At 70.2% G+C, this 12,647-nt stretch carries 11 protein-coding genes; 2 read left to right on the forward strand and 9 right to left on the reverse strand.

Translation table 11 applies throughout. From position 1 onward, the window contains the following. The first annotated feature begins 43 nt into the window (after positions 1 to 43). Positions 44 to 1,126: an aldo/keto reductase gene (locus MB828_RS36140; RefSeq protein ID WP_301651860.1), complete on the forward strand. Its 1,083-nt coding sequence runs from the start codon at positions 44 to 46 to the stop codon at positions 1,124 to 1,126. Between the two features lie 54 nt (positions 1,127 to 1,180). Here the strand turns inward: MB828_RS36140 and sigJ are convergent, their stop codons facing one another. The 9 genes from sigJ to MB828_RS36185 form a co-directional block, all read right to left on the reverse strand. Next, positions 1,181 to 2,077, reverse strand: coding sequence for an RNA polymerase sigma factor SigJ (gene sigJ / locus MB828_RS36145; RefSeq protein WP_301651861.1), 897 nt, complete (start codon positions 2,075 to 2,077; stop codon positions 1,181 to 1,183). A 65-nt stretch (positions 2,078 to 2,142) separates the two neighbouring features. After that, positions 2,143 to 3,444 (reverse strand): alpha/beta fold hydrolase, encoded by a 1,302-nt coding sequence (locus tag MB828_RS36150; RefSeq protein WP_301651862.1) that lies wholly within the window; start codon positions 3,442 to 3,444, stop codon positions 2,143 to 2,145. 97 nt (positions 3,445 to 3,541) lie between these two features. Further along, the gene (locus tag MB828_RS36155; RefSeq protein WP_133022717.1) at positions 3,542 to 4,567 is read right to left on the reverse strand and encodes a LacI family DNA-binding transcriptional regulator; all 1,026 of its coding nucleotides are present in this window, start codon (positions 4,565 to 4,567) and stop codon (positions 3,542 to 3,544) included. A 111-nt stretch (positions 4,568 to 4,678) separates the two neighbouring features. After that, positions 4,679 to 6,103 carry a BNR repeat-containing protein gene (locus tag MB828_RS36160; RefSeq protein WP_301651863.1) on the reverse strand — a complete coding sequence of 475 codons (1,425 nt, stop codon included), beginning with the start codon at positions 6,101 to 6,103 and terminating at the stop codon, positions 4,679 to 4,681. Between the two features lie 28 nt (positions 6,104 to 6,131). After that, positions 6,132 to 6,452, reverse strand: a complete 321-nt coding sequence (locus MB828_RS36165; RefSeq protein ID WP_301651864.1) for an L-rhamnose mutarotase — start codon at positions 6,450 to 6,452, stop codon at positions 6,132 to 6,134. 19 nt (positions 6,453 to 6,471) lie between these two features. After that, the gene (gene rhaS, locus MB828_RS36170; RefSeq protein ID WP_301651865.1) at positions 6,472 to 7,551 is read right to left on the reverse strand and encodes a rhamnose ABC transporter substrate-binding protein; all 1,080 of its coding nucleotides are present in this window, start codon (positions 7,549 to 7,551) and stop codon (positions 6,472 to 6,474) included. A gap of 138 nt (positions 7,552 to 7,689) precedes the next feature. Next, the gene (locus MB828_RS36175) at positions 7,690 to 8,667 is read right to left on the reverse strand and encodes an ABC transporter permease (RefSeq protein WP_301651866.1); all 978 of its coding nucleotides are present in this window, start codon (positions 8,665 to 8,667) and stop codon (positions 7,690 to 7,692) included. Continuing rightward, positions 8,660 to 9,700, reverse strand: a complete 1,041-nt coding sequence (locus MB828_RS36180) for an ABC transporter permease (RefSeq protein ID WP_301651867.1) — start codon at positions 9,698 to 9,700, stop codon at positions 8,660 to 8,662. Before MB828_RS36180 ends, MB828_RS36175 begins: the two co-directional genes overlap by 8 nt. Beyond that, the gene (locus tag MB828_RS36185) at positions 9,697 to 11,214 is read right to left on the reverse strand and encodes a sugar ABC transporter ATP-binding protein (protein WP_301651868.1); all 1,518 of its coding nucleotides are present in this window, start codon (positions 11,212 to 11,214) and stop codon (positions 9,697 to 9,699) included. The genes MB828_RS36180 and MB828_RS36185 overlap by 4 nt, the downstream gene beginning before the upstream one ends. A 257-nt stretch (positions 11,215 to 11,471) precedes the next feature. Here MB828_RS36185 and rhaI point away from each other — a divergent pair, with 257 nt between their 5' ends. Beyond that, entirely contained in the window at positions 11,472 to 12,641 is a 1,170-nt protein-coding gene (gene rhaI / locus MB828_RS36190) for an L-rhamnose isomerase (RefSeq protein ID WP_301651869.1), read from the forward strand. Positions 12,642 to 12,647: the final 6 nt, after the last annotated feature.

The following is a 12,647-nucleotide window of genomic DNA, read 5'->3' on the forward strand; positions in this document are numbered from 1 at the left end:
CTCGGAGAACCGGATGCCCCATCCATCTTCCACGGAGCGTTTCATGGCACTCGACTCGTACGTCGGTCTCGGCCGGTCCGGGCTCAAGGTGAGCCCCTTCTGCCTCGGCGCGATGAACTTCGGCGAGGACGGCGGGTTCGGCTGCTCGGTCGAGGACTCGGAGAAGATCCTCCAGACCTATCTCGACCTCGGCGGCAACTTCGTCGACACCGCGAACTTCTACACCAACGGCCACTCGGAGGCGATCATCGGCGACTTCCTCGCCGCCCGCCCCGGCCGCCGCGACCGGCTGGTGCTGGCCACCAAGTTCTTCGGCAACCTGCACCTCGGTGACCCCAACGGCGGCGGCGCGGGCCGCAAGGCGATCGTCGGCCAGCTGGAGGACTCGCTGCGCCGGCTGCGCACCGACCACGTCGACCTGTACTGGCTGCACAACCACGACTGGGCCACGCCGGTCGAGGAGACCCTGCGCACCCTCGACGACCTGGTGACGGCCGGCAAGATCCGTTACGTCGGCTTCTCCGACACCCCGGCCTGGTTCACCGCCAAGGCCCACACCATGGCCCTGCTGCGCGGCTGGACGCCGGTGACCGCGCTCCAGATGGAGTACTCGCTGCTGGAACGCACCGTCGAGGGCGAGCTGGTGCCCCTCGCCGAGGACGCCGGGATGGGGCTGCTGCCCTGGAGCCCGCTGAAGAACGGCTACCTCTCCGGCGCGTACCGCAAGGGCCGGGCGGCGCCCGCGGACGCGAAGCGGGCCGCCCTCCTCGGGCAGCCCGACGACGCGCAGTTCACCGTCATCGAGGCGGTGGCCGCCGTCGCCGAGGAGATCGGCACGAGCCCGGCCGCGGTGGCCCTGTCCTGGGTGCGGAACCGGCCCGGCGTCACCTCCACCCTCATCGGCCCGCGCACACCGGCCCATCTGGAGGGCAACCTCGCCGCCCTCGACGTCCGCCTGACGCCGGAGCAGACGGCCCGGCTGGACGAGGTGTCGGCGCCGTCCCTGAACTTCCCGTACGACCTCAACCGCAGGGTCGGCGCCATGCTCAAGTACGCGGGTGCGACCGTCGACGGGGTGCCGAGCGCGGTGTACCCGCCGCTGCTGGAGAGCGCGGCCCGCTACTGACCGGGCCGGGCCGCGCCGTCCGGGCGTCAGCCCGTCCCGTGCGTCAGCCGTCCGTCAGTCGTCCTCGGCAGCGAACTCCAGGCGGGCCAGCCGCTCGGGGTCGGCGAGGATGTACATCTCGGTGATGCGGCCGTCGACGACGGTCACCGCCATCACCGAACGCGGGCCGCCCGCAGGCGTGTTGACCATGCCCACCGTGCCGTTGACCAGGGCGAGCCGGGCCGTGCCGGCGAACTGCCGGAAGGTGAAGGCCTGTTCGGCGACGGGCCGGGCCCCGCGCACCAGCTTGGAGGCGGCGGCGCCGCGCACCAGGGCGCCCGAGTCGACGCGCAGCACCACGTCCGGGTGGAGCAGGGCGACCAGCGCCTCGAAGTCCCCGCCCCGGGAGGCGGCCAGGAAGGCGTCCAGGACCCGGCGTTGCCGGCCCAGGTCGGGCTCGGCCGACGGGGTGGCGCCCTGCACCCGGCGGCGGGCCCGGCTGGCCAGCTGCCGGGTCGCCGCCGGACTGCGCTCCAGGATCGGGGCGATGTCGTCGAAGGGCACCGTGAACATGTCGTGCAGGACGAACGTCAGCCGCTCGGCGGGTTCCAGCGTCTCCAGGACGATCAGCAGGGCGAGCCCGACGGAGTCGGCCTGGAGCACCTCCTGTTCCGGGTCGATGGTGGAGAGCGGCCTGATCACCGGGTCCGGCACGAACGTCTCGTCCATCGGCTGCTCCCGGCGCGCGGTCCGGGAGCGCAGCATGTCGAGGCAGACCCGGCCGACCACCGTGGTCAGCCAGCCGCCGAGGTTCCGGATCTCGTCCGGGTCGGTGCGGCCGAGCTTGAACCAGGCCTCCTGGACGGCGTCCTCGGCCTCGGTGAGCGAGCCGAGCATTCGGTAGGCCACCGCGCGCAGGTGGTCGCGGTGTTCCTGGAAGCGGCCGGCCAGCAGTTCCGTGTCCATGGTCATGTCCCCCGTGTCTCCCCTGTCTCCCGTGTCGGCCGAGCGGTTCCCCGCGCCCCTTCGGGAGTGTCTCAGGCCTCGTCCCGTGCCAGGGCCAGCAGCCGGTCCAGCACCCGCGGTGCCCCGGCGCGCAGTCCGTCGTGCTCGAACTCGTCGGTGACCCAGGTGCGCAGGCCCCGCACCGCCCGCGCGGTCCGCAGGGAGTGCCCGGCGTCGACGTACATGTCGTCGTGGTAGACGACGGCGGCGACCGGCACCTCGTTGACGGCGAGGCGCGCCGGGTCGTACAGCGGCTGCCAGTCGGTGCGGGCGGCGAGCAGGTCCGCGGCCTCCTTCAGCGGCCGCAGCGACGGGTCGGTCTCGAACACCCACGGGTGCACGGTCTCCCCGGTGAACAGCACCGGGGTGTCGCCCGCGAGCGACTTGGCCGCGTCGAACTGCGGGAACTCGGCGCGCACCCGCTCGGCCGCCCAGGCGGTGGGGCGGGCGTCCTGACCGTAGACGGGCTCGTGGACCAGCGCGTACAGCGGGTTGGCCGCGTACGACAGGAGGCCCTGGACCTGTTCCTGGAAGGAGTCGGAGAGCTCGGCACCGGCCGGCGTGCGGACGAACGCGTCCTCCAGGAGGAAGTGCAGGCGGTGGCTGCCGTCGCTCATGCCCAGCATCAGGCCGAGGGACTGGAAGGCCTCGACGGTGAGCCGGTAGCCGTTGGGCAGCACGGTCTCGCGGTCCAGAAGGTGCTCGGCGATCCGGCGGACCCGCTCGACGTCCATCGGATAGCGGTCGTAGTGCGCGGCGACCTTGCGCTCGATGCGCGGGTAGGCGGCCCGGTAGACGTCGTCGGCGTGCGCGTCGAGGGAGGGCAGACCGCCGGTGATCACGGAGGTCTCCAGCCCCTCGGGGAAGAACGACAGGTAGGTCAGGGTGCAGAAGCCGCCGAAGCTCTGGCCGAGGGTGGTCCAGGGGGCGCCGCCGGTGAGCTGCGGGCGGATCGCCTCGCAGTCCCGGACGATCGAGTCGGCACGGAAACGGGCCAGGTGGTCGGCCTGCGCGGCCGGGCCGCCGCGCAGCGGGAGGGTCTGCCGGTTGACCGGGGTGGAGCGGCCGGTGCCGCGCTGGTCGAGGAGGAGGACGCGGTACTCCTGAAGGGCCCGGTCGAGCCAGGCCTGCCGCCCGACGAAACGATTCGCCCCGAAACCGGGTCCGCCCTGGAGGTACAGCAGCCAGGGCAGCTCCTTGTCCGCCTTGTCGCTCGCGACCGCCTCCCGCGCGTAGAGCTCGATGGTCTCGCCACCGGGGTCGGCGTGGTCCAGCGGGACGGTGAAGTGGCGGTCGGTGAGGACGACGCCGGGCTGGCGGTAGCTGAGGCTCAACGGTTCTCCCGGGACGGACGGACGGACGCGTCCCAGTTCAGCACACGTCCGGGGGTGGCCCGCCCCCGGGATCATGCAATCGTTACTGAATCTCCGATCAGCGGGCGGCGAGGCTGGAGCGGCGGACCACGAGTTCCGGCTGGAGCACCACCCGGCGGTGCTCGTGGGGTCGCTGTCCGTCGTGTTCCTCGGTCTCCTCCAGGAGGAGGTCGGCGGCCATGGCGCCCATGGTGACGGCGGGCTGGCGTACGGAGGTGAGGGGGACGGCGGCCGCGGCGGCGAACTCGATGTCGTCGTAGCCGACGATGGCCAGATCGTCCGGGACGACGACACCGGCCGCGTACATGGCCTGGAGGACGCCGAGGGCGAGCAGGTCGTTGGCGCAGAAGACGGCGGTGGGCCGGTCGGCGAGGCCGAGCAGGCGGGCGCCCGCGTCCCGTCCGGCGGCCACGTCGAGCCGTTCGGTGGGCAGCTCGCGCAGCGCGTCGGGGCTGAGTCCGGCCTCGGCGAGGGCGTTCAGCGCGCCGGTCCGGCGGTCGCGCACCTGGTTGAGCCCGGGGGGGCCGCTGACGTACGCGATGGAGCGGTGACCGGCGTCGACGAGGTGGCGGACGGCCAGCGCGCCGCCCGCCACGTCGTCGACGCTGACCGAGCACTCGGTGGTGCCCTCCGCGACCCGGTCGACCAGTACGAAGGGGATGCCGTGCCGGCGGAACGTCTCGATGTTGCGGCCGGTGGCATCCGCCGGGGTGAGCAGGACGCCGCGGACCCGCTGTTCGGCGAAGAGCGCGAGGTACTCGGCCTCCTCACCGGCGTTCTGCGCGCTGTTGCAGACCATCACGCCGAGTCCGGCGTCGCGTGCCGCCCGCTCGGCGCCGCGTGCCACGTCCACGAAGAAGGGGTTGCCCATGTCGAGGACGAGCAGCCCCATGATCCGGCTGCGGCCCGCGCGCAGCTGACGCGCGGACTCGCTGCGGACGTAGCCGAGCCGGTCGATCGCCGACTGCACCCGCGCCCGGGTCTCACTGGCGACCGTGTCCGGGCGGTTGATGACGTTGGAGACCGTGCCCACCGACACTCCGGCGGCGCGGGCGACGTCCTTGATACCCACCGACTGGGCCATCGGGCGGAGACCTCCAGGGATATACGGGCGGCGGAGAACCCTTCACACCTGGCGGGACGACCACCACGGGAAGGGCTTCACATTACGACATGACTCGCGCACGGAGCCGGGTCAGGCGGGCAGGGCGAAATCGACGACGTGGAGCGCCGAGGGTGTCGTACCGCTCGACGTCTCCTGGTACATGAAGGACAGCACGCCGTCCGCCTTGATCCGCAGTTCGTCGATCACGACCTCGCCGAAGGCGTTGAGGTCGCTGCCGTCGTACAGCAGTGCCCAGTCGGTGTACCCGGAGGATCTGGACGCACCGGCGATCCGGCCGTACGGGAACACCGCGTAGGCGTTGTCGTACTTGTCCAGGACCAGTTTGGTGCGCTGGCTGGAGTCGAGTGCGACGGGGATCTCGGTCTTCTGCCAGGTGCCGGCGGAGTTCTTGCGGACGTGGAAGGCGCGGCCGCCCGCGGTGCGGTCGCTGACGTAGTCCGTCGTGCACTGCCCGAAACGGCCGGGGACGTAGCTGATGATCGCGTGCGGGAGGCCGGCCGAGTCGGTCCACTGGCTCTCCTGGTTCATCAGGGAGTGGTCGGGGTTGAGGGAGTCGACGACCAGACCGGAGTCGGTGACGGCGACGGTGTCCGAGGTGCCGGTGGTGGCGACCAGGGCGCCCGCGTCGTTGCGCCAGGTGCGGCCGCGGTCGGTGGAGTAGACGTAGCCGGTGTCGTGGTTGGTGATGCCGCCGCTGTCGCACATCACGGACGCCGACTGCTCACGCCAGGTGAAGAACGCGTGCAGTCGTCCGCCGGCGTCGTAGTCGATGCCGTGCAGGTACATGTTGCGGGCGGTGCTGGAGCCGTGCGTGCTGGTGTACGTGCCAGTGGAGCTGGTCCACTCCCCCAGCGCGGTCCAGCTCGAACCGTCGTACTCCGCGAGGGCGTTGCGGCCGTTCCCGGAGATCCCGACCCGGTAGCTGAGCTGGAGCCTGCCCTCGGGCGTGGCGATGAACTGCGGGTAGGTGAACTGCGTGGTGAGCGCCAGCCCGTCGAGGGACGTCTGGACGGCGCCGAAGACGGCCGAGGTCCATGAGGTGGAGCCGGGGTCGTCCAGCAGCCCGGCGACCGACTTCACGTAGAAGAAGCCGTCGCTGTGGGAGTCCATGTTGATGTGGAGGCGGCCGTCGACCTTCGACACGCCCATGGAGATGACGTTGTGGGAGTCCCTGGACTTGAGCTGGTGGGAGAGGGTGACGGTCGACCAGGAGGAACCCCCGAGCACCCGGCGGCCGATCACCGCGGAGCCGGTGAAGGTGTACCAGGCCGCGTACTGGTAGCCCTTGTAGGTGAACAGGCCGTTCTTCTGGAAGGAGTTGTTGTTGACCAGCCCGTCGTAGGAGACGAAGAAGATCGCCGTGGCGTCGAGTCGGGTGCTCTGCTTCTTGTTCACCGACGGTCCGGGGTCGGCCGCGCGGGCGGTGCCGGCGGCGAGGGCGGGGGTGGCCATGGCGCCCACGAGGGCGGCACCGAGCACGGTACGTCGTTTCACGAGCGGCTCCTGAGGGGACGGAGGTGCGTCAGGCGAGGTGGAACACTTCGGTGAGCGGTCTCATGGCCTCGTCGGGGCGGGCGCCGTCGAGGGACTCGAAGAAAGGGCCCATCTCGGTCTGCCAGCGGGCGTTGACCTCGGTGGCCTCCATGCCGGCGAGGGCGGCGGTGAAGTCCTCGGTCTCCAGGTAGCCGACGAGCAGGCCGTCGTCGCGCAGGAAAAGTGTGTAGTTGTGCCAGCCGGTGGCCGAGAGCGCGGCGTGCATCTCGGGCCACACGGCGGCGTGGCGTTCGCGGTACTCGGCGATGCGGTCCTGCCGCACCTTGAGGAGGAAACAGACGCGCTGCATGAAGTACCGCCCGGGGATCCTAGAAGTTGAACTGGTCGATGTTCTTCGCGTCGAAGACGGTGGGCTTGCCGAGGTTGATCACGCCGTCCTTGCCGATGGTGTAGGTGGTGTCGCCGGCCTTGAAGGTCTCGCCTTCCTTGCCGGTGATCTGTCCGGAGGCGAGGGCGACGGCGGTACGGGCGGCGAGGTCGCCGAGCTTGGCCGGGTCCCACAGCTCGAAGGCGTCGACGGTGCCGTTCTTGACGTACTGGCGCATGTCGTTGGGCGTGCCGAGGCCGGTGAGCTTGACCTTGCCCTTGTACTTGGAGCCGGACAGGTACTGGGCGGCGGCCTTGATGCCGACGGTGGTCGGGGAGATGATCCCCTTGAGGTTCGGGTACTGCTGGAGCAGGCCCTGGGTCTGCTGGAAGGACGCCTGGGCGTCGTCGTTGCCGTAGGCGATCTTGACCAGCTTGATGTTCTTGTACTTGGGGTCCTTCAGCTCGTCCTTCATGAACCCGATCCAGGTGTTCTGGTTCGTGGCGGTCTGGGCGGCGGACAGGACGGCGATCTCGCCCTTGTACCCGATCTGTTCGGCGAGCAGCTGCACCTCGGTACGGCCCAGGTCCTCGGCGGACGCCTGCGAGACGAACGCGTTGCGGCAGCCGGCGTTGGTGTCCGAGTCGTAGGTGACGACCTTGATGCCGTTGCTCATGGCCTGCTTGAGCGCCGTGCACAGGGCGCCGGGGTCCTGCGCCGACACCGCCATGGCGTCGACCTGCTGCTGGGTCAGCGTGTTGACGTAGCTGACCTGCCCGGAGGTGTCGGTCGCGCTGGAGGGGCCGACCTCCTTGTACGTGCTGCCGAGTTCGGTGAGCGCCTTCTTGCCGCCGTTGTCGGCGGAGGTGAAGTAGGGGTTGTTGACCTGCTTGGGCAGGAACCCGACGGTGAGCCCCTTCTTCAGCGCCGCGTTCGGATCGGCCTTGGCGGTGGAGGTGGCGGCCTGGTCGTCACTGCCGGAGTTGTTCTTGGTGGTGCCGCCGCAGGCGGTGGCGGCGAGAGCGAGGGAGGACACGGCGGCGAGCGCCACAGCGGCACGCCGGATGGACGACTTACGCATGACGGTTCCTTTGCAAGAAGGGTTCAGGAGACGCCTGAAAGAAGGGTTCAGGAGAGCGCCCCGCAGGGGGCGCCGGGGGTACCCCGGCCGAAGGCTGGGGGAGGAACTGCGCGACGAGCCACACACGGCCCGCAGTGTTCAGACGGCCTTCGCGGCCCTCTGCCGAGCCAGCGAAACCTGCCGGGCGACGCGAGGCCCCAGCACCGAGACGACGAGCAGCACACCGGTCACGACGATCTGCGACTGCGCGGAGACGTTGACCAGGCTCATCACGTTCTGGAGCGCGCCGAGCAGGAACACCCCGGCGATCGCCCCGCCGAGGGTGCCCTTGCCCCCGTCGAAGTCGATGCCGCCCAGCAACACCGCGGCCACGACACTCAGTTCGAGGCCGGTGGCGTTGTCGTACCGCGCACTGGCGTAGTGCAGGGCCCAGAAGATCCCGGTGAGCGAGGCCATGAACCCGGTCGCGACGAAGAGGATCAGCTTGTTGCGTTTGACGCGGATCCCGGTGAAGCGGGCAGCTTCCTCGCTGGCGCCGATGGCGAACAGGGACCGGCCGAACGGGGTGGCGTGCAGGACGACCACGGCGATGACGAGGAGGATCAGGAAGGGCAGGAAGGCCTGTGGCAGGAACGTGCCGCCGAGCCGGCCGGCGGCGAAGTCGAGGTACTGGGTGGGGAAGTCGGTGACCGCGTCGGAGCCGAGGACGATCTGGGCGATGCCCCGGTAGGCCGCGAGCGTGCCGATGGTGACGGCCAGCGACGGCAGCCCGAGCCGGGTCACCAGCAGCCCGTTGACCAGCCCGCAGGCCACGCCGAGGACCAGACAGACCGGGATGATCGTCTCGATGGCCATGCCCTCGTTCCAGAGCTTGCCCATGACCGCGCCGGACAGGCCGGCGGTCGAGGCGACCGACAGGTCGATCTCACCCGCGACCACCAGCAGGGTCATCGGCAGGGCGATCAGCGCGATCGGCAGGGTGTTGCCGATCAGGAACGACAGGTTCAGCGCGTTGCCGAAGCCGTCGACGGTGGAGAACGAGAACAGCAGCAGGAGGATGAGGAGGGCGCCGACGACGGTGTCCCAGCGGACGGCGCGCGTCAAGGACTCAGGCATGGCGGGCGTTCCTCTTCTTGAGGGCGGATGCCACCCGTAGTGCGACGATCCGGTCGACGGCGATGGCGAGCAGGAGCAGGATGCCGTTGATGGCGAGGACCCAGACGCTGCTGACGCCGAGGGCGGGCAGGACGCTGTTGATGGAGGTGAGCAGGAGGGCGCCGAGGGCGGCGCCGTAGACGCTTCCGGAGCCTCCGGTGAAGACGACGCCGCCGACGACGACGGCGCTGACGACGGTGAGTTCGTAGCCGTTGCCGGTGCTGGAGTCGACGTTGCCGAACCGGGCCAGGTACATGGCTCCGGCGAGGCCGGCGAGGGCGCCGCAGACGGTGTAGGCGGTGATGATCCGCTTGCGGACGGGGATGCCGGCGAGGCGGGCGGCTTCGGGGTTGGAGCCGAGGGCGTACAGTTCCCGGCCGCTGCCGAAGTGTTTGAGGTAGTAGGCGGTGGCGACCAGGACCGCGAGTGCGATCAGGGCCAGCCAGGGGATCGCGGACAGGCCGCCGGAGCCGAAGTCGTTGAAGGCGCCGGGCAGGTCGGCGGCGGTGATCTGCCGGGAGCCGACCCAGATGGAGTCGAGGCCTCGGATGATGTAGAGGGTGCCGAGGGTGACGACGAGGGCGGGCACCTGCCCGAAACTGACGAGCACCCCGTTCAGGAGCCCGCAGCCGATCCCCAGGAGGACCGCGAGGAGGACGGCGACGAGTGGGTTGCCGCCGCTGTGCAGGTAGTCGCCTGCGGCGAAGGCGGTGATGCCGAGGGTGGAGCCGACGGACAGGTCGACGTTGCGGGTGATCACCACGAGGGACTGGCCGGTGGCGACCAGGACCAGGATGGTCGCGTTGAGCAGCAGGTCCTTGATGCCCTGCTCGGAGAGGAACTCGCTGTTGCCGGCCTGGGTGACGGCGATCATCACCAGGAACACGGCCAGGATGGCGAGTTCCCGCATCTTGAAGACGCGGTCCACGAGCCGGGTGCCGCTCGTGGCGGGGGGCTCGTCGGTGGAGACGGGGCTGGGAGCGGTGGCCGTCATGCTGCGGTCCTCCCGGTGGCTGCGGCCATCACGGTTTCCTCGGTGGCGTCGGAGCGCGGGATCTCGGCGGTCAGGCGGCCCTCGTGCATCACGAGCACGCGGTCGGCCATGCCGAGGATCTCGGGCAGGTCGGAGGAGATCATCAGGACGGCGACGCCGTCGGCGGCGAGCTGGGACAGCAGGCGGTGCACCTCGGCCTTGGTGCCGACGTCGATGCCCCGGGTCGGCTCGTCCACGATCAGCACCTTCGGCCCGGTCGCCAGCCACTTGGCCAGGACGACCTTCTGCTGGTTGCCGCCGGACAGGGTCGAGACGGTGTCGGCGATCCGGGCGTACTTCACCTGGAGCCTGACCGCCCAGTCCAGGGACCGGCTGCGTTCGGCACCCCGGTCGACCAGACCCGCCTTCACACTCGTCCGCAGTCCGGTCAGGCCGATGTTCCGCTCGATGGACATGTCCATCACCAGGCCCTGCGCCCGCCGGTCCTCGGGGACCAACGCGAGACCGGCGGACATCGCGGTGGAGGGCGCGCCGTTGGTCAGCTTGCGTCCCCGGACCTCGACCTCGCCGGCGTCCCACCGGTCGACGCCGAACACCGCGCGGGCGACCTCGGTGCGACCGGCACCGACCAGTCCGGCCAGGCCGACGATCTCACCGGCGCGGACCTCGAAGGAGACGTCGGTGAACACCCCCTCACGGGTCAGCCTGCGCACCGACAGGGCGACCTCGCCGACGCTCACGTCCTGCTTCGGATAGAGCTCGTCCAGGTCCCGGCCGACCATCCGGCGCACCAGGTCGTCCTCGCTCATGCCGTCCAGGAGTTCACTGGCGATCCAGGCCCCGTCGCGGAGCGTGGTGACCCGCCGGCAGATCTGGAAGATCTCCTCCAGCCGGTGCGAGATGAACAGCACGGCCGCGCCCTGCTCGCGCAGCGCGCGCACGACGTTGAAGAGACGGGCGACCTCGCTGCCGGTCAGGGCCGCGGTCGGCTCGTCCATGATCAGGACCCGGGCGTCGAAGGAGAGCGCCTTGGCGATCTCCACGATCTGCTGGTCCGCGATGGACAGGCCACGGGCGGGACGGTCAGGGTCCAGAGCCACCCCGAGCCGCTTCATCAGGGCGGCGGTCGCCGCCCGGGTGGCCTTGTGGTCGATCCGGCCCAGGGCGCGCCGCGGCTGGCGGCCCATGAAGATGTTCTCGGCGATCGACAGGTCGGGAAAGAGCGTGGGCTCCTGGTAGATCACGGCGATACCGGCGTCACGGGCGTCGCCGGGGCCGTGGAAGACGACGGGCTCACCGTCGAGCAGCACCTGGCCGGCGTCCGGCCGGTGCACTCCGGCAAGGGTCTTGATCAGCGTCGACTTGCCCGCGCCGTTCTCCCCGGCGAGCGCGTGCACCTCGCCGGGGAACAGCTCCAGGGAGACGTCCCGCAGAGCGCGGACGGCACCGAAGGACTTGGAGACGTCCTTCAGCGCCAGCACCGGGGCCGGTCCCGTGTCGGACGGGTGGGTCATGGAGGCTCCTCGACGACACCGGGCGGGAAGGTTCCGACCGACCCCACGGCGCCGTGAAAGGTTTCAACTGGATTGCCGGGACCGTAGGCACCACAGGCATGTCACGTCAATGGGTCCGTGTCGAAAAAGTTTCGATAGCCGAAGGTCACGGCGGAGTCACGGAAAACCGGGCGAGCCGGAGCGCTTGACACTCCTGCGCAAGCCTCATACTTTGCCGTTCTGAATCGTTTCATCATTCGTACCCCAGGAGCTCCGAAGTGACCGACTCCGCCGCGGTGAAGGCCGCGCTGAAGACCCAGGCCGTCGAGACGCCGTCGTGGGCGTACGGGAACTCGGGGACCCGTTTCAAGGTGTTCGCCCAGCAGGGCGTGCCGCGCTCGCCGCAGGAGAAGCTGGACGACGCGGCGCAGGTCCACGCGGTGACGGGGGTGGCGCCGACGGTGGCGCTGCACATCCCGTGGGACAAGATGGACGGCCCCGACGGATACGCGGACCTGGCCAAGCACGCCGAGGAGCGGGGGGTGAAGCTGGGCGCGATCAACTCCAACACCTTCCAGGACGACGACTACAAGCTCGGCAGCATCTGCCACCCGGACGCGGCGGTGCGCCGCAAGGCCGTGGACCACCTGCTGGAATGCGTCGACATCATGGACGCGACGGGGTCGCGCGACCTGAAGCTCTGGTTCGCGGACGGCACGAACTACCCCGGGCAGGACGACATCCGGTCGCGGCAGGACCGGCTGGCGGAGGGGCTGGCCGAGGTGTACGACCGGCTCGGCGACGACCAGCGGATGCTGCTGGAGTACAAGCTCTTCGAGCCCGCCTTCTACACGACCGACGTGCCGGACTGGGGGACGGCGTACGCCCACTGTCTGAAGCTGGGTCCGAAGGCGCAGGTCGTGGTCGACACCGGGCACCACGCGCCGGGTACGAACATCGAGTTCATCGTCGCCACGCTGCTGCGGGAGGGGAAGCTCGGCGCGTTCGACTTCAACTCGCGGTTCTACGCCGACGACGACCTCATGGTCGGGGCCGCCGATCCGTTCCAGCTGTTCCGGATCATGTCCGAGGTGATCCGGGGCGGCGGCTTCACCGCCGAGGTCGCGTTCATGCTGGACCAGTGCCACAACATCGAGGCGAAGATCCCGGCGATCATCCGGTCGGTGATGAACGTCCAGGAGGCGACGGCGAAGGCGCTCCTCGTCGACCGTGACGCGCTGACCGCCGCCCAGCGGTCCGGGGATGTGCTCGAGGCGAACGCCGTGCTGATGGACGCGTACAACACGGATGTGCGGCCGTTGCTCGGTGAGGTGCGGGCGGAGATGGGGTTGGACCCGGACCCGATCGCCGCGTACCGGCGGTCCGGCTGGGCCGAGAAGATCGTCGCGGAGCGGGTGGGCGGGGAGCAGGCCGGGTGGGGTGCGTGAGCGTCT

Source organism: Streptomyces arenae (genome assembly GCF_022343545.1).
In the GTDB taxonomy this organism is placed as follows: Bacteria; Actinomycetota; Actinomycetes; order Streptomycetales; family Streptomycetaceae; genus Streptomyces; species Streptomyces humi.